Source organism: Acinetobacter sp. ANC 4654, from assembly GCF_002135425.1.
GTDB classification, from domain to species: Bacteria; Pseudomonadota; Gammaproteobacteria; order Pseudomonadales; family Moraxellaceae; genus Acinetobacter; species Acinetobacter kyonggiensis.
This window is the reverse complement of sequence record NZ_NEGL01000005.1, coordinates 20,742-46,438: the sequence shown is the minus strand read 5'-3', so window position 1 is coordinate 46,438 and position 25,697 is coordinate 20,742. Positions and strand designations below refer to the sequence as shown.

Sequence of the window (25,697 nt, the reverse complement as noted above, 5' to 3'; positions counted from 1 at the left end):
TTAAGTTGTGTTAATTAAAGTTAATAACTATTTGTGAGTGTGATTTATTTATCATTTTCTGAGCATAAAAAAGCCTTTCTACATAAAGAAAGGCTTTTTTATGATTAAACATGTTTAGAAGTGAAACATGCCTAAACCCGATTTAATTTCATCAAGTGTCTGCTGGGTAATATCGCGACATTTATCTGTACCTGTTTTTAAGATATCCATGATGTAATCGGGATCTTTAGCCAGTTCGAGACGACGTTCACGAATCGGTGTAATCAACTCTTTCAGCACACCTTCAAGGCGTTTTTTCACAGTGCCATCGCCTAAACCACCACGACGATAATGTGCTTTTAACTCTTCAACTTCTTCTTTATTTGGATCAAAAGCATCTAAATAAGTAAATACAATATTGCCTTCGACTTGACCTGGATCTTCAATTCTTAAATGATTCGGGTCGGTATACATGGCATTGACTGCTTTTTTAATGTCTTTGTCAGAAGCATCCAGCACAATGGTATTGCCTAATGATTTAGACATTTTTGCTTTGCCATCAAAACCGGGTAAACGACTCATGTTTGAAAGCAGAGCTTTACATTCGGGTAGCACATCATGACCAATTTGACGATTTAAACGACGAATAATTTCATTGGTCTGTTCAATCATTGGAATTTGGTCATCACCAACAGGAACGACTGATGCTTTAAAAGCAGTAATATCTGCTGCTTGTGCAACTGGATAGCATAAGAAGCCAGCAGGAATATCACGTTCAAAACCACGGAGTTGAATCTCTGCTTTAATGGTTGGGTTGCGTTCTAAACGTGACACCGTTACAAAGTTGAGATACAACATGGTCAATTCATTTAATGCAGGTAAGCATGACTGAACGCAAATTGTTGTTTTGGTTGGATCAATGCCGACGGCAAGATAATCTGTTGCCACTTCAATAATATTGCGACGTACTTTTTCAAAGTTATCTGCATTATCTGTTAAGGCTTGAGCATCAGCAAGGAGGAGATGTTGATGGTGAGAATCTTGTAATCCTACACGTGAACGTAAAGAACCTACAAAATGACCTAAATGAAGTTGTCCAGTTGGGCGGTCGCCAGTCAAAATAACAGGACGATTGTCTTGATTACTCATTATCTCTTTATTCCAAAGTTGTTAACACAACATGTATCTGCTGATGGATTGCCATATTGTACGGCATAATGTTTTTTAATGTCAGACACTATAAAAACAGAAGCTTGAAAAAATAAAAAGAATTTAATGAAGTTGATACAGTTTTCTTATATTTGTATTTAAAATACCCTATAGACACCTCAAGGATAAAAAGAATGGCGAGTAGCTTATTAATATTATTAGACGATATTGCCACCGTATTAGATGACGTTGCTGTAATGAGTAAAATGGCGGCAAAAAAAACGGCTGGGGTGTTGGGAGATGATTTAGCGCTGAATGCACAACAAGTCAGTGGTGTTCGTTCTGAACGCGAATTACCTGTGGTTTGGAGTGTCGCAAAAGGTTCATTCATTAATAAATTAATTCTTGTACCTCTAGCTTTACTGATTAGTGTCGTTGCACCGTGGCTCATTAATCCTTTATTGATGATTGGTGGTTTATTTTTGTGCTATGAGGGCGTAGAAAAAGTTCTGCATAGTTTGCATCATAAAAAAGCTCAAACAGAAGAAGCTGCACAAGCAGAACTGGTCGAAATAGAAACAGATTTAGTCACTTTTGAAAAAGATAAAGTTAAAGGGGCTATTCGAACGGACTTTATTTTATCTGCTGAAATTGTGGTAATTTCATTGGGTACGGTTGCCACAGCTGCATTTGGTACTAAAGTCCTAGTGCTTTCAGTGATTGCAATTTTAATGACTGTGGGGGTTTATGGTTTTGTTGCCATGATTGTGAAAATTGATGATTTAGGTTTATATTTAACCGAGCAAGCATCAAGTCTTAAGCAAAGTATTGGACGTGGATTGTTAGCATTTGCACCTAAATTAATGAAGACTCTGACTTTTGTGGGAACCATTGCGATGTTCTTGGTCGGTGGTGGGATTATTAACCATGCTGTGCCTCTGATTCATCATTGGAGTGAAGATTCAGTCGATTATATTGAACATATTCCAACAGTTGGCAATATTGTGGGTGCAATTACACCTACTTTAATTAATTTTGCTATTGGTTTTGTTGCGGGATTATTGGTTCTCGTGATGGTGAATTTCATTCAAAAGTTTTGGCCTAAATCCAAACAAGCATGAGCATCAATGCGCGGTAAAATCAAATAAATACAAGCTAAAGGAATATCACTATGCGCTGGAAAGGACGTCGTGTAAGTAGCAATGTTGAAGACCGCCGTGGTGGTGGAGGTGTTAAGGCGGGTGGTATTAGTATTTTAGGTCTTGTGGTTGCCTTTGTGGCGTGGAAGTTTTTTGGGGTTGACCCGCAACAAGCCTATCAAGCCACGAAGCAAGTCACATCACAAGCACAACCCACTGAAACGAAAGGCTTGGATCATCCCACAGCAGAACAGCAAGAAGCCATGGATTTTATTGGGACAGTCTTAGCAGATACCGAAGATACGTGGACGCAAGTCTTTCAACAGCAATTAAATAGTCAGTATGTTGCACCTAAATTGGTGATGTTTAGTGGAGTTGTGAATTCAGGCTGTGGTACAGCACAATCTGCGATGGGGCCATTTTATTGTCCTGCCGATCGAAAAGTTTATATTGATACGACTTTCTTTAAAGATATGCGTCAGCAAATGGGTATTTCGGGTGAGCAAAATGCGACCGAGTTATCTCGCCAAGACCAAGCGGGAGATTTTGCCCAAGCCTATGTGGTTGCGCATGAAGTCGGGCACCATTTACAAACCTTGTTGGGTATTTCCGATCAAGTGCAAAAAGCACGTGCTCAATCCAGTGAGGTGCAAGGTAATCAACTCTCTGTGCGTCAGGAATTGCAAGCAGACTGCTTTGCAGGAATTTGGGCACATCATAATCAACAACGCACCCAATTTTTAGAGCAAGGTGATATTGAAGAAGCGATGGATGCAGCGCATAAAATTGGCGATGATTATTTGCAAAAACGTGCTACAGGGCAGGTTGTGCCCGATAGTTTTACTCATGGTAGTAGTGAGCAACGCATGAAATGGTTTCAAACTGGTTTGAAATCAGGAAAGATCAACGATTGTGACACTTTTAATCAAGCGATTTAAGAAAATAAAAAGAGGATTTAAAACCCTCTTTTATTTTAAATTTTTAGCGACTTAAAAACTTTTTAAAGTTACGGATAATTCGAATAGAGACGTAAAGTGCAGCTAAAGCAAAGAGGCTGATGCTAAAAACAATATATTTTAAACTTGAAATATCGGCTTGATAAAATTGCTGAATTTGTTGTTTAGAATAAGACCACTGTTGCTGTTTTTGTGTCAGACTATCTTGATAATTAACGTCTTTAATATAATACTGTTGAGCAACTTTTAATAAATTAATCTGTTTGATTTGTCGAGTATGTGACTGGTTATAGGCATCCGTACAAATATCTTGTAAATAATGTTCGCAGTTTACTTTTGCAATATAGCCATTATGTGCAATCAGAATATAAATCGCTTTATCGGGTCGTTTATTATTCGAAACTAAAACCAGTTGTTCTTGAGTGGTCGATTTGAGCGAAATTTGTTGTGCTTGTTGGAAAGCTTGATCTGCATTTAAAATATCTTTGCTTTTTGAATAGATACTGAAAAATAAAGCGATTGTAATGAGAAAAATCACAACTGCAAAAAAAAGTCGAAATAGCGTTTTAACTGTTTGATGCATGAATAAATTCAACTTAATAGAGAGCTAGAAGAAAGCGTTGATACATTCAGCACTTTGATGGTGGTCTATGTTAATTCATTACTGAAAATATGTAAAAAACTTAACGATAGCCAAAAATAATTTAGCAGCTTAAAACTGATTGTTGGCTATAAAATTTTTTTTAAAAAGTCTTTTTCATGAATTGTACTCAGGTTGTTTTTATATTAAATGTTGTTCTAGACTAGCAGCATGAGTAAGTAAAATCATTTGTTCTCAAGGTCGAATGAGATGATTTAAGGACCATATATGCCACAACATGCCGGTACTTCCAGTGATGAATTAGCACGGCAAATATTACAGGTGGTTGCTTTAATTCCTTATGGAAAAGTGGCTTCATATGGACAACTTGCAAAGCTGGCAGGCTTGCCTAAACATGCACGTTTAGTTGGTTATGTTTTAAAACATCTGGATCAAGGGGCTGAAATTCCTTGGCATCGAGTGATTAATTCACAAGGGAGAATTAGCCTAAGTAAATTGGATCATTGCGGGGACAATATTCAACGCTTAAAACTATTAGACGAGGGCGTAATGGTTATTGCAGATAAGATTAATTTAAAACAATATCAATGGATGAATGATTGATCGATGAATAACTGAAATTGAATGAGAGTAGGGATTTTCCCATCTTTAGAGAAAGATGGGAAAAAGACAAGGATTATGGTTGACGAACAATTAAGACAGGAACATGAGATTCGCCTAGTAAGCTTTGTGCGACGCTGCCAAGGAATAACTTTTTAAAACCTGTACGACCATGTGAGCCAATGATAATCAGGTCAGCATGCAGTTCTTCTGCTGCTCGGATGATTTCACGATGAATCACTTGTCCTTCAAGCAGTTTGGTTTCTACTTCAATGCCTTGTTCATTAAATTTTGCTTTAGCGGCAGCAAGTGATTCCTCAATTGATGTACGAGCACGTTCTATTAAATCATTTGTTTGACTCGCAGAAATATATTCTGCTGCAATATATGGGTCGAGTACTAAAGCCTGAACCACTGTAATTTTACTGCCAAATGCTTTAGCAAATTCAACTGCTTTTTCAACGGCTGCATGTGATGTTTCTGAACCGTCAACTGGCACTAAAATATTATGATAAGCCATGTGAATTTCTCCTTATAATCGTTACTAAAACAGATGCGTTATAGAACTATAAATTGTTGTTTGTTAAAGCAGCTTACATTTTGATACTAACTACATTTTTTCTAAAATAAAACCTAGTAATTTCATGGGGATAATTCGTCACCGTAAAGTACTATTTCTAATTTAATCTAACATGTATTGCTTTGGAATATAGAGGCTTTAAAACTAAAGTCTGATGAAATTGTAAGCAGATTTTTTATTTGAAAGGATATGAAATATGCCTTTGAAAAATGGCATATCATAAGTGTAGTAACTTACTAATAATGAAATAGAAATGACTGAATTGAACCAGCTGGATTGGTAATAAGATAATTTTGAAAAGGGTTAAGTATTTTAAGAAAGAATTAAAATCTAACATGGTAAATGATGAGGTTTATCGTTTGTTTAAACTAAGATGCATGTTTTTTAAACAAAGTAAATTTGAACATCAGCAATTTGATGAAGAAAATTGGTCATTATATGCAGCGCTACAATTAGCGATTATGGGAGATTGCCCTTAAAGAGCTGCATTTTTAAGGGGGTATGAGCGAACAATGAAAGATCATAGATTTTCAAAATATTGAATTAAGTCCCCCACATCATCCTTCTGCAATTGTTCCCGCATCTTTAAAAACTGTTTTTCATCTAACTCATACAGCTGAAGTGAAAGCAGTTTTTCTATATCTTCCTCAGGAAAGCGGTATTTAATGATTTTTGCAGGTACGCCACCCACCACAGCATAGGCTGGAACATCTTTAGTCACAACAGCACCTGTCGCAACTACAGCGCCTTCGCCAAGCTTCACACCTTGCATAATCATCGCTCTGCTACCAATCCAGCAGCCATCACCAATAATTGTATCGCCAGCAGGGACAAAACTACGTGTATCGAATGGAAAGGCTGAAATCCAGTCGGTACGGTGTAATTGGTTACCGCCCATCATAATCACGCATTCAGCACCAAAACAGACAAAGTTACCAATATGGAGCTGATCTATCGGTTTTTCAACCGTAGCAGGTTTGTCATGTAGATAACGCACCACACAGCGCTCAAAACCTTGATCCCAGTAAGCGCTGTAATAGCTGTAATTCCCTTTAATATAGATATTGGGATTCTTCACTGTTTTCGAGATGAATTCGAATTCACACCAATGTTTTAGAGGGGAATTAATCAGTTGCTCAGACATGGGAATACAGCATTGGGAGGTGAGAGAATTATAACTTAAAATAAACCCCTCTTTGAAAAAGAGGGGTTTGGGGAGATTATTTAAATAACTGAATGAGGATTCAAAGAATAAAAATACTCTTTCGCAGTAGTGTTGCCTATCTCCTCAAAGAGAAAGGCTGATCAGATATTATGATTGATAAGCGTAATTCCGAATTAGGTGAAAAAATTCCAAAAAGCCTTAAACCAATGTGAAATAAGATTTGGAAACAGAAAACCACAAAGCGCTGAAATAAATGCAGTGATTAATATAATGTTTACTGAACTTGTATGGGTATTAATATAAAAAGACCATGCAACAGCAACCATCACACCTAAGAAGATTCCACCAATTGCATAATAAAAAGTTTGTATTAAGCGCTCATCCATTTTTCATTGTCATTTTATGTTGTTGATTGAATTGTGATCGAATGAAAAACAAAAATCCCCTCAAAAGAGGGGATCTGGAAAGCGATGAATCTTTAAAAATTAAAGATATTCAACTTTCACAATTTCGTATTCCACTTCACCTTGGGGAGTGGTAATTTTTGCTTCATCGCCTTCGCTTTTACCCAAAAGACCACGAGCAATCGGTGAGTTCACAGAGATCTTATTGATCTTAAAGTCTGCTTCGTCATCACCTACAATTTTATAGGTTTTCTTTTCTTCAGTGTCCAGATTTTCAATCGTTACGGTCACACCAAAAACAACACGGCCATTTTGCTCAAGTGATTTAATATCAATTTCTTGAGCTGCACCAAGTTTGCCTTCAATATCCTGAATACGACCTTCACAGAAGCCTTGTTGCTCGCGAGCAGCATGGTATTCTGCATTTTCTTTTAAATCCCCATGTTCACGCGCTTCAGCAATTGCAGCAATAATGCGTGGACGATCAACCGATTTAAGTTGAAGTAATTCTTTCTCTAAGGCAATTTTGCCTTCAGGTGTCATAGGATAACGTTTCATTGTTGTCCCTCACAGTTGTTATGTATTAAAAAATACAGATTAAAAATAAAAAAATCCCGCCACCGATAAGGTGACGGGACCTATCGGTAACTTAATTAGTCTTTAGTAAGGTCTTGCAAGCGGTAAACATCCATTGGTAATTGGATTGCTAGAGCTTGGCATACTGCTTCTGCACCATTCAAAGTAGTCGTGTTATACACTTTACCTTGAAGTGCTGAACGGCGGATCGAGAATGAATCTTCTTGAGCCTGTTTACCTTCAGTTGTGTTAATAACAAGGTGAATTTCGCCATTTTTAATGCGATCCACAATGTGAGGACGACCTTCAGTAACCTTGTTCACGCGTTCACACTCAAGACCAGCTTCGCTGATTACCTTAAATGTACCATCAGTCGCAAGAATCTTGAAGCCTAAATTGATTAGTTGTTTTGCAATTGCAACTGCACGTGGTTTATCTGATTCACGTACAGAGATAAATGCATGCTTGATTTCACCTTCAGTTGGTAGACCTGGTAAACGTTCATTGGCACCAAGTACCGCTTTATAGAACGCTTCGCCAAAAGTTTTACCAACACCCATTACTTCACCTGTAGATTTCATTTCAGGGCCAAGAATAGGGTCAACACCAGGGAATTTCGAGAATGGGAACACGGCTTCTTTTACTGCAAAGTGGGTTGGGATAATTTCTTTAGTAAATCCTTGAGATACTAAAGATTGACCCGCCATACAACGTGCAGCAACTTTTGCCAATGATTCGCCAATACACTTAGACACGAACGGTACAGTACGTGATGCACGTGGGTTCACTTCAAGAATATAAACGTCATTGCCTTTAACTGCAAACTGAACGTTCATCAAACCAATGACACCAAGCTCTTTTGCCATCGCCACAGTTTGGCGGCGCATTTCATCCTGTACTTCATTTGATAATGAATAAGGAGGAATAGAACATGCAGAGTCACCAGAGTGAATACCCGCTTGTTCAATGTGCTGCATAATACCGCCAATCACAACGTCTTTACCGTCAGATACGCAGTCTACGTCAACTTCAATTGCGTCATCTAAGAAACGGTCAAGAAGAACAGGAGCTTCGTTCGATGCCTGAACCGCATCACGTAAGTAACGTTTAAGCTCGTCATCGTTGTATACGATTTCCATCGCACGACCACCAAGTACATACGAAGGACGTACAACAAGTGGATAACCAACTTTAGATGCTTCAGCCATGCCTTCTTCAGCAGATTTTACAATACTGTTGTTTGGTTGACGAAGTTGTAAACGTTGAATCATTTGTTGGAAACGTTCACGATCTTCTGCACGGTCAATCGCGTCAGGTGATGTACCGATAATTGGCGCACCCGCTTCTTCTAAAGCACGAGCCAATTTTAACGGAGTCTGACCACCGTACTGTACGATAATGCCTTTAGGCTTCTCAATACGCACGATTTCAAGTACATCTTCTAAAGTGATTGGTTCGAAGTACAAACGATCTGATGTGTCATAGTCAGTAGAAACAGTTTCAGGGTTACAGTTCACCATGATTGTTTCGTAGCCGTCTTCACGCATTGCAAGGGCCGCGTGTACACAGCAGTAATCGAACTCGATGCCTTGACCAATACGGTTAGGACCGCCACCAATCACCATGATCTTGTCTTTGGTCGATGGGTTCGCTTCACATTCTTCATCGTAAGTTGAGTACATGTACGCAGTGTCAGATTCAAACTCTGCAGCACAGGTATCCACACGTTTGTAAACTGGCATTACGCCTAAGTTCCAACGGTGTTTACGGAATTGTTTTTGTGAAATGCCCATCAAATCTGCAATACGAAGGTCAGATAAACCTTTACGTTTGAACGAACGGATGTTATCGGCATTTAAATCACCAAAGCCAAGTGTTTTTACTTGTTCTTCAGTTTTAACAATGTCTTCAATTTGAATCAGGAACCATTTGTCGATATTGGTTGCAGCAAAAACTTCGTCTAAGCTAAAACCATGACGGAATGCATCTGCGATATACCAAATACGCTCAGGACCCGGAACTTTAAGTTCGTGTAAGATCTTTTCGCGCGCGCCTTCAGCGCCAACCGCAATTTGTTCGTCAAAACCACATACGCCAACTTCAAGACCACGAAGCGCTTTTTGCAGAGATTCTTGGAAGTTACGACCAATCGCCATCACTTCACCGACAGATTTCATCTGTGTGGTTAGAATTGCTTCAGCTTGTGGGAATTTCTCGAAGTTAAAACGAGGAATTTTGGTAACGACATAGTCAATCGACGGTTCGAATGACGCAGGAGTAATACCACCAGTGATGTCATTTTTCAATTCATCAAGGGTATAACCGACAGCCAATTTCGCAGCGATACGTGCAATTGGGAAACCTGTTGCTTTCGATGCAAGTGCAGATGAACGTGATACACGTGGATTCATCTCGATCACAACCATACGACCGTCTTTCGGGTTAATACCGAATTGAACGTTCGAACCACCTGTTTCAACACCAATTTCACGCAGAACAGCAATCGATGCATTACGCATGATTTGGTATTCTTTGTCAGTGAGTGTTTGTGCAGGTGCAACAGTGATTGAGTCACCTGTATGCACACCCATTGGGTCGAAGTTTTCAATCGCACAGACGATAATACAGTTGTCGTTTTTGTCACGAACAACTTCCATTTCGTATTCTTTCCAACCAATCAACGATTCATCGATTAACAGTTGGTGAGTTGGCGATAGGTCGAAACCACGTTCACAGATTTCAATGAATTCGTCACGGTTGTAAGCAATACCACCGCCTGAACCACCCATGGTGAATGATGGACGAATAATCGAAGGGAAGCCCAATTTTGCTTGGATTTCGAATGCTTCTTCCATCGTGCTTGCAACAGCAGCACGTGGACATTCAAGACCAATACGACGCATCGCATCATCAAACAATTTACGGTCTTCTGCCATTTCAATGGCATCTTTACTCGCACCAATTAATTCAACATTGTATTTCGCTAAAATACCGTGCTCATCCAGTGCAAGCGCACAGTTCAATGCTGTTTGACCACCCATGGTTGGGAGGACTGCATCTGGACGTTCTTTTTCAATAATTTGTGCAACAGTCTGCCAAGTAATCGGTTCGATATACGTTGCATCTGCCATGCTTGGGTCGGTCATAATAGTGGCTGGGTTAGAGTTCACTAAAATAACGCGATAACCTTCTTCACGAAGTGCTTTACATGCTTGTGCACCTGAGTAATCGAACTCACATGCTTGACCGATCACAATCGGACCTGCACCAATAATTAAGATGCTTTTAATGTCTGTACGTTTAGCCATGATCGCTTCCTTAATTACTTCTTAGATGCTTCGATAAGTTCGATGAAATGATCGAATAATGGTGCACAGTCATGTGGACCAGGGCTCGCTTCAGGGTGACCTTGGAAGCTAAACGCTGGCTTGTCAGTGCGATGCATACCTTGAAGGGTTTGATCGAACAATGATTTGTGCGTCGCTTTTAGGTTTGCAGGTAATGTATCAATATCAACTGCAAAGCCATGATTCTGAGAAGTAATCATCACTGTACCATCTTCAAGATTTTGTACAGGATGGTTGGCACCGTGGTGACCGTGAGGCATTTTTACCGTTTTAGCACCAGAAGCAAGGGCTAGAATTTGGTGACCGAGGCAAATACCAAATACAGGTAAATTTGTGGTTTCAACAATGGTTTTTACAGCTTCAATTGCATAATCACATGCCGCTGGATCGCCAGGGCCATTCGATAAGAACACACCGTCTGGATTTAATGCGAGAACTTTTTCTGCAGGCGTTTGAGCTGGAACTACAGTCAGTTTGCATCCACGATCCGTCAGCATACGTAAGATGTTGGTTTTGACACCGTAATCATATGCCACAACATGGAATTTAAGTTCAGGTTGAGAGAAGCCTTGACCCAGTGTCCAAGAACCTTCCGTCCATTCAAAACCTTCTGGATCGCAGCATTCTTTAGCAAGGTCTAGACCATCCAAGCCACCGAAAGCACGTGCTTTTTCTAAAGCTTCTTCTTCTGTGATATTTTCACCAGCAAGGATACAACCATTTTGCGCACCTTTCGCACGTAAAATTCGTGTCAATTTACGTGTGTCAATGTCAGCAATCGCAACAACATTATGTTGTTCTAGGTATTCACCTAAAGATTGATCAGCACGGAAATTGCTATGCAATAAAGGTAGGTCACGGATAATTAAACCGTTTGCCCATACTTTATGAATTCGACCTGACTCAGCGTCTTCTTCGTTGCAACCAGTATTACCAATATGTGGGTAAGTCAAAGTTACAAGCTGTTGTGCATAACTTGGGTCAGTCAAAATTTCTTGATAGCCAGTCATGGCAGTATTAAAAACGACTTCACCAGTCGTACTACCCGATGCACCGATAGACGTACCTTTAAAGATCGTTCCATCTGCGAGGGCTAAAATGGCGGGAGTGCTCAAACCAAAGCTCCTGAAATTTAGGCTGTAAAAAAGCGAGAAGACGAAAAAAAAGGAAGGCTATTTTTTTAACCAACCCTCCTATGTCTGCTCGCTTGAACTTAACAGCGCATTATACGGACGAAGTGTCTTGAAGTCCATTTAATTTATACTGAATATGCAATATAAATGCCTTGTAATTTATGTGGGAGTCTGCTCTTAAATCGTGTATATAAAATGTAAGCAAATAAGAATTGTCTGACAAATCAAAACTTAAATTTTATCAAATAGCGCTAGGCTATAGTTCTTATCTAATAACTACAGGAACAAAATCATGACTATAGAGCAAAAACAGGTTAAAGCTAAAACAGTATTAAAAGAAGTCGTTGCTGAAAGTGCTGAAAAGCTGGAACAAGTCTCTAAAGAAGCACAACAGAAAGTAACAGAAGTGGTTGCAGTGGTTACTGAAAGTGCTGAGAAATTGGAACAGGCCTCTAAAGAAGCTCAGCACAAAGTAACAGAAGCAGTTGCTGAATCAGCTGAAAATATTAAGGTTGAAGCTCAGGAATTACAAAGTAATGTACAAGATCAAATCCAAAGTTTGAAACAAGATATTATTCAGCGTATCGAACTTATTAAAAAGCAATTAAATTTTTCACCAAAAGATTTAGGCGAATTAAAAGAGTTTGTGAAATCTGAATTAAATGCTGTCATTAACGATTTATCTAAACTGGGTAAAGAGTTAAAAGAAGATGTCAGCCAAATTTCAGTTAAACATAAAGATACTTTAACTGAAACATTGAAACGTTCGAAAGAACATACCTTAGAAGCATGGAAAAAAGTGGTTCCACAGAAAGACGAAGCCACTAAAACAGAGAGCGATGCAGCGCTTAAAAGTTAATTGCGTGTGTAAATGTAAAAAATAAAAAAGTGAACGATGTAAAATGCATGGTTCACTTTTTTATGATCTGTTGTTCTTCTTTAAAAGAGATGGATCCTTTTCCTTGCGGGAAATAGTGTTTTATTTCTTGCTCAGGATAAAGAAGTTGGATGTTAGACGCATTGCTCACTATTTGAAAAGATATTTTATTTAAGCTGAGTAAGTCACAGACAATAAAAAAGTGAGGTGCTATGCCTCACTTTTTTATTTATCGAATATTAATGCGCTAGCTTAGAGCTGATGCAGCCAATCACGTTTATTGTGAAAGTCTGCATTTGGGCTACTGTGTTGCATCGCATAGTATTGATTACCTTGCGAAGTTTTAAGCACAGCACTTAAGCTTAAAAATAAATTCGACCATTGTAATTTGTGCTTTAACATAAACTCGGTGAGATCCAAATTCACACTTAAACCGTAATGTGTGCGTTTGAGTTGGTTGAGTTCAATGTCATGCGCTGCTTGCGGAGGCATATCTTCAGGATAACGATATTCCTCAAACTGATAAACCTGCCAAGCTTGTGAAGGCGAGAGGTTAATCTCACGATAGAAATCTTCACCGTGAACGCCAATAAAAATTTCATAACAGGTTTGTTCCCATAAGAAATCTTGGCGTGGGTTTCCACTCACCAATTCAGGCCATTGCATGAGTTGATTGGGATCACGTAACCAATAGCCCACATTTAAAGTATATGGACCTTGTTGTTCAATCGCTCCCACAAGGGATATAGATTGAAAGCGACGATCAAAAGCGCTAAGTTCGTAACTGGCCATAAAGCTTAGTTAGACAAATTTGCGTGGCGTACAAGGTTTGAAAGTTTTGGATTTTGTTTGGCTGCTTTTTTGTAAAGCAATGCAATTTTACCAATTGTTTGTACAACTTCAGCACCAGTTACTTGAGCAATTTCGCTAATTGCAGCAGTACGAGCTTCACGATCTTCACCCGCAATTTTAACTTTGATGAGTTCGTGATCATTTAAAGCGCGGTTTGTTTCTTCAATGACACTTTCAGTCAAACCTTGACCACCAAGCATAACCACAGGGTTAAGCGCATGTCCGATTTGACGCAAACGTTTGCGTTCATGAATTGATAAAGCCGCCATAAAGATAACCTAATTTTAAAAACGGCTTAGTATAACAAATGCCAAGTTTAAACGCTTTATATTCTGTTGAAATAATCGATTTGAATTATTGAAAAAAACATCACCAAAGATCAGATTTAGATACAGATGTATACTGCAAGGCATGTATTTTTCACGTACAATCATGAATTAGCAGTTTTTTATTATTTAGAGAGTTATGGCGACACGCATTACCAACCCAAAGTTATCGAAAAGTAGTCGAGATTGGATGAGAGAGCATTTAGACGATCCTTTTGTGAAAAAAGCACAAAAGGAAGGTTATCGTGCGCGTGCTGCTTATAAGCTGCTTGAAATGCAAGAAAAATACAAAATTATTAAACCTGGTATGACGGTTGTTGACCTTGGTGCTGCACCAGGAAGTTGGTCGCAAATTGCTGGAAAACTGGTGGGTGATAAAGGCTTACTTATCGCTTCTGATATCTTGGAAATGGATGCATTACCTGATGTAACCTTTTTACAAGGTGACTTCCGCGAGGAAGAAGTTTTCGAAAAATTGTTAAATATTTTAAATGGACGGACTGTAGACGTTGTAATTTCAGATATGGCCCCCAATACATCAGGTAATAAGGCTGTAGATCAACCTCGTCAAATTTACTTGTGTGAACTTGCTTTAGATTTTGCCAATAAGGTTTTAGGGCCTAAAGGTCAATTTGTAGTGAAGGTTTTCCAAGGTATTGGATTTGATGAGTTCCGTAAACAAATTGTAGATAGCTTTGATGTACTAAAAACAGCAAAACCTGCTGCTTCGCGTGCCCGTTCGAAAGAAGTATTTTTGATCGGACAGGGGCGTAAGAAGGCTTCTAAATAAAGTTTACTTGCCAAGACGTTAAAAATTGTGCATTTTGTACTTTTTTAAAATATTGCAAAAGCTGGTCTTTAGCTTAAATTAAGGTCACCCATTTTGGGCATGATCAAATTAGATTGATATGGGAATAAAGCTTTGAGCGATCTCTTCAAGAATGCCGTATTGTGGCTGGTTATACTCGGTGTACTGATCCTTATTTTCAGTAACATCAGTGACCGCAATCAACCGACTGCACTGAATTATTCAGAGTTTGTTTCAGCTGTGAATGCTGGTCAAATTAAGCAAGTCACAATTGATGGTGAAAGAATTCGTGGTGAAAAAACAAACGGTTCAGAGTTTGAAAGTATTCGCCCTGCGATTCAAGATCCAGACCTTATGCCAAGCCTCATTAAAAACAATGTTGTCGTAGAAGGTACTGCACCTGCACGTCAAGGTTTGTTGATGCAGCTTCTTATCGCTAGCTTCCCTGTACTTTTAATCATTTTGTTATTCATGTTCTTTATGCGCAACATGGGTGGCGGTGCAGGTGGTAAAAGCGGCCCAATGAGTTTTGGTAAATCTAAAGCAAAAATGCTTTCAGAAGACCAAATTAAAGTAACATTTAGTGATGTTGCTGGCTGTGATGAAGCTAAACAAGAAGTTGTTGAAATTGTTGATTTCTTAAAAGATCCAACCAAATTTAAACGCCTAGGTGCAAGTATTCCACGTGGTGTTTTAATGGTGGGTCCTCCAGGTACAGGTAAAACTCTAATTGCCAAAGCCATTGCTGGCGAAGCAAAAGTGCCATTCTTTAGTATTTCTGGTTCTGATTTTGTTGAAATGTTCGTTGGTGTGGGTGCGTCCCGTGTCCGTGATATGTTTGAACAAGCCAAACGCCATGCACCATGTATCATCTTTATTGATGAGATCGATGCTGTTGGTCGTCATCGTGGTTCGGGTACAGGTGGTGGTCATGATGAACGTGAGCAAACACTGAACCAAATGCTGGTAGAAATGGATGGTTTTGAAGGTAATGAAGGTATTATCGTCATTGCTGCAACAAACCGAGCAGATGTACTGGATAAAGCTTTACTTCGTCCGGGTCGTTTTGACCGTCAAGTGATGGTTGGTCTTCCAGACATTAAGGGTCGTGAACAAATTTTAAATGTTCACATGAAGAAATTACCGTCAGTAACAGGTGTAGATGTCAAAGTTCTTGCACGTGGTACACCGGGTTTTTCTGGTGCACAATTGGCAAACCTTGTAAACGAAGCAGCATTATTTGCAGCACGTCGTAACAAGAATACTGTCGATATGCATGATTTTGAAGATGCAAAAGATAAGTTGTACATGGGTCCTGAACGTAAATCGATGGTGCTTCGTGATGAAGAACGTCGTGCTACGGCTTACCATGAAGCAGGTCATGCGATTGTGGCTGAAAGTTTACCGGGTACAGATCCTGTGCATAAAGTCACTATTATGCCGCGTGGTTGGGCTTTAGGTGTGACTTGGCAGTTACCTGAATTCGATCAAACTAGCCATTATAAAGACAAAATGTTGAATGAACTTTCAATTTTGTTTGGTGGTCGTATTGCTGAAGAAGTATTCATTAATCAAATGTCTACAGGTGCATCAAACGATTTTGAACGTGCAACTAAAATGGCACGTGCAATGGTTACGAAGTACGGTATGTCTGACAAGATGGGTGTGATGGTGTATGAAGAAGATGCACAGCAATCCTTCATGGGCAGCATCGGTAGTCGTAGTATTTCTGAAACCACACAGTTAGAAGTGGATCGTGAAATTCGCCGTATTTTGGATGAGCAATATAAAATTGCACGCGATATCTTAGAAAGTAAGAAAGATATTGCTCATGCAATGGTGAAAGCGTTAATGGAATGGGAAACCATAGATCGTGACCAAATCCGTGACATCATGGAAGGTCGTGAACCACAACCACCTAAGGTATATGTTGCTGAAAATCCAGTGATTGATGTAACACCAAAGGATGGTCCTGTAACACCACCACCATTACCTGCAAATTAATTAAAAGCTTTATATAAAAAAGAGTCTCAATAGAGGCTCTTTTTTATGTTTAAAAGTTGAATTTTTGAGAACATTTCAGCAAGAATAAAAGTCACTCTTGATACACTGTGCTTAGATATTTTAGGAAAGTTACTATGCGATTGATGCCATTACCCAAACGAGTATTGCAATGTGGAACATTGCGCTTGGATTTATCTCAACCGCATGTGATGGGGATTCTCAATGTTACGCCTGATTCTTTTAGTGATGGTGGGAAGTATAATACACAAGAGCAAGCCATAGCGTATGCGCTGCAAATGATGGCTGATGGGGCAACCGTGATTGATGTGGGTGGGGAGTCTACCCGACCGGGTGCCTCAAGTGTTGAAGTTGAAGAAGAAATTCGTCGTGTCGTGCCTGTGGTTAAAGAATTATCTAAGCATAATGTTGTTATCTCAATTGATACTTCACAGCCTGAAGTCATAAAGGCTGCGGTAAAAGCAGGTGCACATATTTGGAATGATGTTCGTGCTTTAACCCGCCCACACGCTTTAGTTACTGCAGCTGAGCTGAATATACCCATCATTATTATGCATATGCGTGGTGAACCAACCACGATGAATCAGTTGGATCAATATAATGACGTAACAGTTGATGTAATGGGGGAATTACAACAACGTGTTAATGATGCCCTTAAAGTGGGGGTGAAGCCTGAAAATATTATGATTGATCCCGGTTTTGGTTTTGCTAAAAATGCACAGCAAAACTTAAAACTACTGCAACAATTTTATAAATTAAACCAAATGGGTTATCCGGTTCTATCTGCATTATCTCGTAAGCGGTTTATTGGTGAAGCATTGGGTGGAGCAGATGCTCAAAACCGTGCTGTAGGTTCGGTAGCAGCACATTTGATCAGTATTCAACAAGGTGCCAGTATGGTGCGTGCGCATGATGTAAAAGCGATGTCAGATGCAATTCAGGTTTGGCAAGCCATGCAGTCGGCTTAAGTTGAGGTAAGCCAGTTTGATTGGTGCAACTGGCTTGCCGTATTGATTTGTTAGCGCAAAATTACATAAAGGCAGTATGATAAAAATAAAAGTTGTTTATAGTGCAGAAATCTATTGATTTGTTTTTGATAATAACAACTTAGGATAAGTAATAATGTTTAAACTTAAATTTTTGACCGTCACGGTAAGTACATTCATATTGGCTGCTTGTGGACAAATGCCATCTCAGCAAATGAGAATGGGTGAAGTTGCGGTATTGTCGATGCCAGCGCCAGCGTTGAATATCGCTGCATATGAACGCGTCCAGCCATTGGTAGAAAATACTGAGAATTATCAAAAAATTGACACAAATTCTGTACATAGTGTTGCTCAGCAGCCTATTTCTACATTTAGTATTGATGTCGATACAGGAAGTTATACCAATGTACGTCGTTTTTTAACGAAAGAAGCACAGTTGCCCCCAGTCGATGCTGTGCGTATTGAGGAAATGGTCAATTATTTTAATTATGATTATCCTGAGCAGCAGGGAAAGCATCCATTTTCAGTTTCGACGGAAACTGTTAATTCACCTTGGCAACCAAATGCCAAAATTATTCGAATTGGGATTAGGGCTAAAGATATTGCAGCTCAACAATTACCCCCAGCAAATTTGGTTTTCTTAGTTGATGTCTCGGGCAGTATGGATGCAGAGAATAAATTACCTTTAGTCAAGAAGACTCTTTCGCTATTGACTGAGCAATTACGCCCGCAAGATAAAGTCACGATTGTCACTTATGCCAGTGGAGAGGATTTAGCCTTGGCTCCAACCTCTGGTGTAGAGAAAGATAAAATCCTAAAAGTCATTCATCGCTTGAAAGCGGGAGGTGCAACTTCAGGCGAGCGTGCCATTCAATTGGCATATGAGCAGGCAGAGAAGTCTTATATTAAAGCAGGAATTAACCGAATCTTGATTGCGACAGATGGTGACTTTAATGTGGGCATTACCGATTTTAATACACTAAAAGGTATGATTGCTGAAAAGCGTAAATCAGGTATTTCATTTACCACTTTGGGTTTTGGTAGTGGTAATTATGATGAGCAGTTGATGGAACAGCTTGCAGATGCTGGTGATGGTAACTATAGCTATATTGATAACGAGCGTGAGGCTAAAAAAGTGTTGCAACGTCAGTTGTCCTCTACTTTGGCAACGGTTGCGCAAGATGTTAAAATACAAGTCGAATTTAACCCAGCGACAGTTAAGGAATATCGCCTGATTGGTTATGAAAATCGCTTGTTAAAAAATGAAGATTTTAATAATGATCAAGTCGATGCTGGGGATATTGGTGCAGGGCATACTGTTACGGCACTCTATGAAATTATTCCTGTAGGGCAAAAAGGGTGGTTAAGTGAACCACGCTATCAAGCTGCACCTACAGCTTTAGCCTCGCTTAAACATGAGTATGCTGATGTAAATTTACGTTATAAATTGCCTAACCAAACACAAAGTATTTTGCTGAATTCACCTGTACACATTACGAGTAAGCCTTTGGCACAGGCCAGTACAGATACTCGTTTTGCCATTGCGGTTGCCGCGTATGGACAGCAACTTCGAGGTGGTCAGTACAATGCAAATATGCAATGGGATGACATTTTACGCTTAGCACAAAGTGCTGCAAAACCAGATACATTTGGCTTACGTGAAGAATTTATTGATTTATTGAAAATAGCAAAAAGTCTAAGTTCGGAGCAGAAAAAATCGTAGATGGTTGGGTTGTTTGAAGTAATGTAAACGAGCGGATGGAAATCTGCTCGTTTTTTCATTTGGTAAAATGTAAAGTTTATGTTATACAAGCTCGCTTTAATGCGTGTCTTTTTTGAGTTTTATATGTTTGAAGATTTACTTCTCCCTATGTTTGATGATGAATATTATCCAGATATTCTTGTCGCTGAAGTTAAACAGATCATTAAGCAGTTTGCGAAGAAAATAGCAAAAACGGATCTATCTGAAGTCGAAATTTATCGTTTTGCTGCTGAAACCGTTGTATCCATTAATAAAATGAAGCTACAGTTTGATGATCTTGATTCATCATTAGATGACACGGCAGCGGATTATATTGCTGAAGCGATGATGATGGTGGCACAAGATAATGGCTACATGAATATTGAAATGGAAGAATTGGTGTCGAATAGAGAGTGGTGATGCACTCTTTATTTTTAAAGTTTATTTAAATCTGACAATAAATCTGAAAGATGGCAACTTTCTTTAAGATGTACGTCTAATATCTCATCTACGGCTAAATGATATCGTTCATTTTTTTCATAAGCGCTGGCTTTAAGGCTGAGCCAAAAATGAGTGTCTTGTTTTAGTCGTTTTCGAATTATGTCTTCATCTTGAATATGCTTGAAATCAAGAAGATATTGATTTTTCGCTAAATTACAGCGCTGTAAGATCAGTTGATCTTTATCTTGTATGATTGTTCCAGAAAATAAATCATAAAGAACATCTACCTTGTCTGTTGCAACTAATTCTTCAGCATGGCTAAAAGGTGAAGTAATGAGTAAAAAGAAGCTGATATAGAACAGATGCTGTAATCCGTTGAAATTCATGTTTTATATTTCTTGTTCTGTGCTTGTTGGTATTTTAATAATTCAGACATAAAAAAACCAGCATAAGCTGGGATTTTTATTGCACCATTTTAAGAAGTATTAAAATGGTGCCCGAGGCCAGACTCGAACTGGCACGCTTTGTGGGCGGGGGATTTTAAATCCCCTGTGTCTACCGATTTCACCACTCGGGCATGAGCGCAATAATAGAGGACGAATGAAAACTTGGCAAGTATCTTTACGTTTGTTTGCTTTCTTTTCAATCAATTCATGTGCTTATCTAGCAAAATTCTTTATTTTTTATCAAGAAACAATAAATTGTCATGATTCTTTCATCGATTTGAGATCATAAAGCAACAATCCTTTTTTATATTAAAAGAATAAAAAATAAGGAAAAATATGATGTCTTTGAAAATTTCACGCCGTGAACTTCTGCAAAAAACCTTGGCCAGTTTTGGGGCTTTATCTTTACCGATATCACTGACGGCTTGTGGAGGGGATTCTGATGATGGCATGCAATCTGATAGTGTGAAAGCAGATTTTTTACATGGTGTTGCCAGTGGTGACCCTTTAAAAGATAAGGTTATTTTATGGACGCGTCTTACACCGAATGATGTATCTTTGCGTTTAGAGGTCATTTGGGAAATTGCTTTAGATCAAAAATTTATCCAATTGGTTAATACTGGCAAAGTACAAACTGCACAAGCACAAGATTTTACCGTAAAAGTCGATGCCAATAAATTAAAATCAAATCAGCGTTATTACTACCGATTCCGTTATGGCAATGTTATTTCACCTATAGGGCAAACCAAAACATTGCCTGAAATTAGCAATACAGTGAGTTTTGCGGTCTGTTCTTGTTCTAACTATCCAGCAGGTTATTTCCATGTTTATCAGGAAATAGCCAAACAGGATGTAGATGTGGTCATTCATCTAGGAGACTATATTTATGAATATGGTAAAGACGGCTATGCCACAGAAGATGCTGCTAAATTGGGGCGGGAGTTGGCTTTAGATAATAATAAAGAAATAATTACATTGGACGATTATCGTAAGCGTTATGCTTTATATCGAAAAGATATCGCTTTACAAATGGTACATCAGCGTCATCCCTTTATTGTGATTTGGGATGATCATGAACTAGCGAATGATACATGGAAAGATGGCGCGGAAAACCATACAGAAGAAACAGAAAGTAATAAAAATGAAGGTAAATTTATAGCGCGTAAAATTGCAGCGCTGCAAGCTTATTTTGAATGGATGCCTATACGTCCTGTTTCAGACAATGATCATTTAAATATTTATCGTCAATTTAATTTTGGCACCTTGGTGCAGTTGACTATGTTAGATACACGCATCTTAGCACGTGATCGACAGTTAGATTATGCTGACTACATGACAGCGCAGGGAATGGATTTTCAGCGTTTTCAACAAGATTTAAATCATCCAATGCGGACGTTAATGGGGTATAAGCAATTGCAGTGGCTACAGGCTCAATTAGAGCAATCTACAGCGACTTGGAATGTACTTGGCCAACAAGTACTGATGAGTAAAATGCTGATTCCTGCGGAACTTTTGCTGCCGTTAAGCCAGATGGATATTGTGGCTTTAAACCAAAAAATTCCAGAATTAGTCACTTTGAAAATGCGAGCTTTACAGGGTGATCCAAGCCTAACAGAAAGAGAAAAAGCACGTTTAACTTTAGTGGCACCCTATAATTTAGATGCTTGGGATGGTTACACTGCGGAGCGTGAAATACTCTATGCGACCTTGAGGAAAATTGATAAAAAGGTCGTGGTTTTAGCGGGTGATACGCACAATGCATGGGCATCGGATTTACACAGTCAAAGTGGTGAACATGTTGGCTTGGAACTGGCGACCAGTTCAGTGTCTTCACCAGGTTTGGAAAAATATTTAAATATTCCCTTGGCACAATTACAACAATTTGAGTTGGCTTTCACAACTTTAATTGATGAACTAAATTATTGTAATTTAAACCAACGTGGCTATTTAACAGTGCATTTTACTACGCAGCAGATGCAAGCAAACTGGGTGTTTGTGAATACCATTAAAGACCGACAGTATACCGTCGATCATGATCGTTCTTATCAAGTTTTGGTAGACAGTATGCTCAATGATATAAAAGCCGAACCAAAAATTGCTTAACTTGCGGTGCTCAAAAACTGGGTAGGGAAACTCAGTTTTGGGCGCTACATTAAGCTATCTAAATAGGTCTCGATATCCACATGTTTATGGGTTTTGCACAAATCATTTTCATAACGAATCAGTTGAATATAGAGGTCAATAAATTGTTGTTCTTGTTGTTGCAGTGCATTGCGTTTTTCTGAATTTTTAGCACTGAATAAACGCTTGAATTTAATCTTTAAAATTTGTTTATATGACCAAAAACAGATTCGACGCGTTTCTTGTAGATAAAAATATTGTTCATTTTGAGTGTCAGCACGGAACATATTTTCTTTATAAAAGCGTACAAAACCAAAACTTAAGGCAAGAAAAAAAAGAATAATCTGTAAAAAAATACTTTCAATATAGGCAATATTAATGGCTTGTAGCAGAATCAGCCCTGCTAATTTAATCGGGGTATGACGAAGTTGTTGATATAAAGAGGTTGAACTGTGTTTGATTTGTTTAATCACCAATGGAGTATATAGCATAAACAACAACATGATGGCTAAAACAGCAATGCCATAGGAACGAAAGTGATCAAATTGTGGCAATTGAACTGAGATGAAATGACCCAAACTCATTGAAAGAGAGATAAATATCATTGCCGCAAGAAGCCAAGGAATCAGTTCTTTAAGTTCATCTAAAATGCCTTTGGTTTTGATCATACTATAAAACAAAAAATTTCTTTTAAAGGCGGTTGGGTGTTGTTCCCGCATTTGTTTTAAAAAAAGCGCAGTTTGTTTGTTGCTGATCATAAGAATCAAGAGCACATAAAAATGAACTGTAATATAAATGATTTAATGACATTTGGCAGAAAAAAATGGCGCTATGATTTATGAATCAGCAATTAACCGCTGTTATTTTTATTTTCAGTAGAATGAGCAGTTAGGTTTCGGGATTTCTGAGGATTAATCTACAATAGACTTCTTTCATAAGTCGTTTTTTGATCAACATAAATTGTTTGAAAGCCAAAATTTAAAAAAAAATTCTAGGAAGTATTGGATTCATGAGTGTGGCATGGATGCCACACGTTTCCCATCCTTGCGCTGCATTTTAAAGCAATGCTTAAAACTGGCTCAGGATGTCGTGTATGGGAAACAAAAGCTTTTTCTTGCGGACTCAAAATATATTTTGAGATCCTCATTTTGACCTTTCAAAAGTAGAGATAATGCCTACGCAAAGGCATAAAAATTGAAGTACTCAAAATGAGGCAATGCAAATTTCAAATAATCGAATATTAATTTTTTTAATTTATGCAAGTTATCTAATATTGTTTTATCTGAAAAATTATTAATTGAAGCCACGATTTAGATCAATTGGTTTTGCCACTCATCAAGTTGTTTTAGCGATTATTTTAGCTGTGCTATACGTGAAGAATATGCTGAACTAGATTTTATTCCTGTATTAAATGGTGATTTATGCGAAAATAGTGCTTTATTATTTTGTCCAAGGACAGTTCATGACTGATCAATCTCCTGAATCTTTAAGCGATATCGAAATTTTAGACATTTTACAGTCCATGAAAAACGATGAGCTGAATACTGAAGCGAAAGAGATTATCTTGAATGGTGGTAAAGCGGGTCGTCAAGAAGCATATAAGCAAGCCATTGTTGCTTTGCATAATGCTTTTGAAAAAAACTTTGTTGAAGCGGTCACTTTGGCATTGGGACTAAATGCAGGACAAGCGAAAAAGATTAAATATAAAAAAGATCGTATCCGTATTTTGAAAGTGCGCGGCATTGATTATATGGCAATTGATGGTGCTGAAACTGCTCAGGTTTTATCACAAGTTGCACAAGCCATTGTTCGTGAAGATGCCATTGTAACGAATGGTTTGCACAATATTTTCCCATTTTGGAAAGAAGGCTGGCCAATGGTTCAGTTTGATAATGCCTACAATATTTTAGAAGATGATATTCGAATTCATTATGCTCTGGTGATTAAAAGCTTGATTGAACACTTTAGATAATCTTTGTAAATAGTTAAAAAGCACCTTCATGAAGGTGCTTTTTTATGTCATCTTGCTTTTTTGCAACAGCCTAACCTAAAATTTAAGCGACGATTTACTCTGCTTCTTCTTGAGTTTCATTTTCTGTGGGTTTTTCAAGTAATCGAGTAACCAGTAATTGGTCTATCTTGAAATGGTCGACATCGACCACTTCAAATTTATAACCATCAAAATCCACGGCATCGGCAGGGCGTGGAATTTTGCGCAACTTATACATCATAAAACCAGCGATAGTCTCATAATTTTCATCATCTGGCATTTCATTAATTTCAAGCGCATGTTTGATATCTTCAATAGGCGTGCTGCCATCAATCAGCCATGAATTGTTATCACGTTTAATAATTTGCTGATCTGCTTCAATCGGAGTCACCCAATCGCCCATAACGGTAATCATAATATCGGAAAGGGTAATCACACCAACAACCAAGGCATATTCGTTAATAACAACCGCAAATTTCTCTTTGGTTGAACGGAACCGATCCAGTAATTCAGACAAGGTTAATGTATCTGGAATCGTGAGTACGTTACGAATAGTATTTTCGTTCAATTGCAGTAAAGATTGATTGTTCAGAATGCGCACTAAAATATCTTTGGCATCAATATAGCCAATCACATCATCAATATTTTCACTGCACACTACAAACTTAGAATATGGATATTCTGCTAGTTTTTGGCGAATGCTGGCTTCAGACTCTTTTAAAGTAAAAAACACCACATTTTCACGTGTGGTCATGCTTGAAGGTACATTGCGTTCTTCAAGTTCAAATACATTTTCAATAAAATGATGTTCTTGCTTTTGTAGCACACCGGCTTGTGCACCAGCATCCATGACGGCTGAAATATCTGCGAAGGTAATATTATCGTCACGAATGGTATTAACTTTAAACAAACGAAACAATAAATTTGCGATGGCATTAATAATCCAAGCCAATGGTTTGCAGACTTTAATAAAGATTTGAATTGGATTAATGACAGAGACCGCAATTTTTTCTGGTGCGATCATCGCCAAGCGTTTCGGCATTAAATCTGCAAAAAGAATAAATAGTGAGGTCACTAAGGTAAAGGAGAGTACGAAACCAATCGTTTCCGTCCAAGGACCTTGATAAATACGATCAATCAGCGTGACAAAATAGGGGCGAAAGGCAGCCTCACCTAAAATACCACCCAGAATGGCAACGGCATTTAAGCCAATTTGTGAAGCAGCAAAGAAGTCAGCAGATTGTGCTTGTAAGTCTAAAACTCTTTGTGCGCGTTCATCGCCAGATTCGGCAAGAATTTTAAGTTTGACCTTACGTGCACCAGCAAGGGCAATTTCAGTTAAAGAGAGGAAACCGGCTCCTGCAATCAGTATTACGATGATGAGGATATTCTGGAAAAGGCTCACGAATCCACCTGTAGATCATCATTATTATGGAATATTTTTAACACAAAAGAACG

Annotated in this window: 23 protein-coding genes and 1 tRNA gene; 11 read left to right on the top strand and 13 right to left on the bottom strand. The window is 38.5% G+C overall.

Going from position 1 to position 25,697, the window contains the following annotated elements; genetic code table 11:
• Nucleotides 1–114: 114 nt before the first annotated feature.
• Nucleotides 115–1,128, bottom strand: coding sequence for a tryptophan--tRNA ligase (trpS, locus tag B9T24_RS08925; protein ID WP_074944120.1), 1,014 nt, complete (start codon nt 1,126–1,128; stop codon nt 115–117).
• 194 nt (nt 1,129–1,322) lie between these two features.
• Between trpS and B9T24_RS08920 the strand changes: the two genes are divergently transcribed.
• Together B9T24_RS08920 and B9T24_RS08915 are read left to right on the top strand one after the other, a co-directional pair.
• A complete protein-coding gene (locus B9T24_RS08920; protein WP_086165453.1) occupies nt 1,323–2,249 on the top strand; it encodes a DUF808 domain-containing protein in 927 nt (308 codons plus the stop codon).
• A 50-nt stretch (nt 2,250–2,299) separates the two neighbouring features.
• Entirely contained in the window at nt 2,300–3,205 is a 906-nt protein-coding gene (locus B9T24_RS08915; RefSeq protein ID WP_086165452.1) for a neutral zinc metallopeptidase, read from the top strand.
• 43 nt (nt 3,206–3,248) lie between these two features.
• Here B9T24_RS08915 and B9T24_RS08910 read toward each other — a convergent pair whose 3' ends face one another.
• Nucleotides 3,249–3,806 (bottom strand): hypothetical protein, encoded by a 558-nt coding sequence (locus B9T24_RS08910; protein ID WP_086165451.1) that lies wholly within the window; start codon nt 3,804–3,806, stop codon nt 3,249–3,251.
• 285 nt (nt 3,807–4,091) lie between these two features.
• On the opposite strand from B9T24_RS08910, the gene B9T24_RS08905 reads away from it, so the two are divergent.
• Nucleotides 4,092–4,427, top strand: a complete 336-nt coding sequence (locus tag B9T24_RS08905; protein WP_086165450.1) for an MGMT family protein — start codon at nt 4,092–4,094, stop codon at nt 4,425–4,427.
• A gap of 73 nt (nt 4,428–4,500) precedes the next feature.
• Here the strand turns inward: B9T24_RS08905 and B9T24_RS08900 are convergent, their stop codons facing one another.
• The 5 genes from B9T24_RS08900 to carA form a co-directional block, all read right to left on the bottom strand.
• Nucleotides 4,501–4,944 carry a universal stress protein gene (locus tag B9T24_RS08900; protein WP_074944131.1) on the bottom strand — a complete coding sequence of 148 codons (444 nt, stop codon included), beginning with the start codon at nt 4,942–4,944 and terminating at the stop codon, nt 4,501–4,503.
• Between the two features lie 580 nt (nt 4,945–5,524).
• Nucleotides 5,525–6,148, bottom strand: coding sequence for a CatB-related O-acetyltransferase (locus B9T24_RS08890; RefSeq protein ID WP_086165449.1), 624 nt, complete (start codon nt 6,146–6,148; stop codon nt 5,525–5,527).
• Nucleotides 6,149–6,654: 506 nt separating this feature from the next.
• A complete protein-coding gene (gene greA, locus B9T24_RS08880) occupies nt 6,655–7,131 on the bottom strand; it encodes a transcription elongation factor GreA (RefSeq protein WP_086165447.1) in 477 nt (158 codons plus the stop codon).
• 95 nt (nt 7,132–7,226) lie between these two features.
• Complete coding sequence (gene carB / locus B9T24_RS08875) at nt 7,227–10,457, bottom strand: carbamoyl-phosphate synthase large subunit (RefSeq protein ID WP_086165446.1); 3,231 nt, start codon at nt 10,455–10,457, stop codon at nt 7,227–7,229.
• A gap of 14 nt (nt 10,458–10,471) precedes the next feature.
• Nucleotides 10,472–11,611, bottom strand: a complete 1,140-nt coding sequence (carA, locus tag B9T24_RS08870) for a glutamine-hydrolyzing carbamoyl-phosphate synthase small subunit (protein WP_086165445.1) — start codon at nt 11,609–11,611, stop codon at nt 10,472–10,474.
• 310 nt (nt 11,612–11,921) lie between these two features.
• Between carA and B9T24_RS08865 the strand changes: the two genes are divergently transcribed.
• Nucleotides 11,922–12,488: a hypothetical protein gene (locus B9T24_RS08865; protein ID WP_086165444.1), complete on the top strand. Its 567-nt coding sequence runs from the start codon at nt 11,922–11,924 to the stop codon at nt 12,486–12,488.
• Between the two features lie 270 nt (nt 12,489–12,758).
• Here the strand turns inward: B9T24_RS08865 and B9T24_RS08860 are convergent, their stop codons facing one another.
• The gene (locus B9T24_RS08860; protein WP_086165443.1) at nt 12,759–13,298 is read right to left on the bottom strand and encodes a DOMON-like domain-containing protein; all 540 of its coding nucleotides are present in this window, start codon (nt 13,296–13,298) and stop codon (nt 12,759–12,761) included.
• Between the two features lie 5 nt (nt 13,299–13,303).
• Nucleotides 13,304–13,627 (bottom strand): ribosome assembly RNA-binding protein YhbY, encoded by a 324-nt coding sequence (yhbY, locus tag B9T24_RS08855; RefSeq protein ID WP_004648235.1) that lies wholly within the window; start codon nt 13,625–13,627, stop codon nt 13,304–13,306.
• Nucleotides 13,628–13,823: 196 nt separating this feature from the next.
• On the opposite strand from yhbY, the gene rlmE reads away from it, so the two are divergent.
• The 5 genes from rlmE (at nt 13,824) to B9T24_RS08830 (ending at nt 19,661) form a co-directional block, all read left to right on the top strand.
• The gene (gene rlmE / locus B9T24_RS08850; protein ID WP_086165442.1) at nt 13,824–14,474 is read left to right on the top strand and encodes a 23S rRNA (uridine(2552)-2'-O)-methyltransferase RlmE; all 651 of its coding nucleotides are present in this window, start codon (nt 13,824–13,826) and stop codon (nt 14,472–14,474) included.
• Nucleotides 14,475–14,606: 132 nt separating this feature from the next.
• On the top strand, nt 14,607–16,496 hold the full coding sequence (ftsH, locus tag B9T24_RS08845) for an ATP-dependent zinc metalloprotease FtsH (RefSeq protein WP_086165441.1): 1,890 nt from the start codon (nt 14,607–14,609) through the stop codon (nt 16,494–16,496).
• A gap of 134 nt (nt 16,497–16,630) precedes the next feature.
• Complete coding sequence (gene folP / locus B9T24_RS08840) at nt 16,631–17,482, top strand: dihydropteroate synthase (RefSeq protein ID WP_086165440.1); 852 nt, start codon at nt 16,631–16,633, stop codon at nt 17,480–17,482.
• A gap of 154 nt (nt 17,483–17,636) precedes the next feature.
• Nucleotides 17,637–19,223, top strand: a complete 1,587-nt coding sequence (locus B9T24_RS08835) for a vWA domain-containing protein (RefSeq protein WP_086165439.1) — start codon at nt 17,637–17,639, stop codon at nt 19,221–19,223.
• 123 nt (nt 19,224–19,346) lie between these two features.
• A complete protein-coding gene (locus tag B9T24_RS08830; protein ID WP_086165438.1) occupies nt 19,347–19,661 on the top strand; it encodes a DUF5713 family protein in 315 nt (104 codons plus the stop codon).
• A 14-nt stretch (nt 19,662–19,675) separates the two neighbouring features.
• On the opposite strand, the gene B9T24_RS08825 is transcribed toward B9T24_RS08830, so the two are convergent.
• Together B9T24_RS08825 and B9T24_RS08820 are read right to left on the bottom strand one after the other, a co-directional pair.
• Nucleotides 19,676–20,068 (bottom strand): hypothetical protein, encoded by a 393-nt coding sequence (locus tag B9T24_RS08825; protein WP_086165437.1) that lies wholly within the window; start codon nt 20,066–20,068, stop codon nt 19,676–19,678.
• A 105-nt stretch (nt 20,069–20,173) separates the two neighbouring features.
• A tRNA-Leu gene (locus B9T24_RS08820) sits at nt 20,174–20,259 on the bottom strand.
• A gap of 208 nt (nt 20,260–20,467) precedes the next feature.
• Between B9T24_RS08820 and B9T24_RS08815 the strand changes: the two genes are divergently transcribed.
• The gene (locus B9T24_RS08815; protein ID WP_086165436.1) at nt 20,468–22,231 is read left to right on the top strand and encodes an alkaline phosphatase D family protein; all 1,764 of its coding nucleotides are present in this window, start codon (nt 20,468–20,470) and stop codon (nt 22,229–22,231) included.
• Nucleotides 22,232–22,275: 44 nt separating this feature from the next.
• Here B9T24_RS08815 and B9T24_RS08810 read toward each other — a convergent pair whose 3' ends face one another.
• Nucleotides 22,276–23,007, bottom strand: coding sequence for a hypothetical protein (locus tag B9T24_RS08810; protein WP_086165435.1), 732 nt, complete (start codon nt 23,005–23,007; stop codon nt 22,276–22,278).
• 704 nt (nt 23,008–23,711) lie between these two features.
• Here B9T24_RS08810 and B9T24_RS08805 point away from each other — a divergent pair.
• The gene (locus tag B9T24_RS08805) at nt 23,712–24,221 is read left to right on the top strand and encodes a hypothetical protein (protein ID WP_086165605.1); all 510 of its coding nucleotides are present in this window, start codon (nt 23,712–23,714) and stop codon (nt 24,219–24,221) included.
• A 94-nt stretch (nt 24,222–24,315) separates the two neighbouring features.
• On the opposite strand, the gene B9T24_RS08800 is transcribed toward B9T24_RS08805, so the two are convergent.
• On the bottom strand, nt 24,316–25,644 hold the full coding sequence (locus tag B9T24_RS08800) for a hemolysin family protein (RefSeq protein ID WP_086165434.1): 1,329 nt from the start codon (nt 25,642–25,644) through the stop codon (nt 24,316–24,318).
• Nucleotides 25,645–25,697 lie beyond the last annotated feature (53 nt).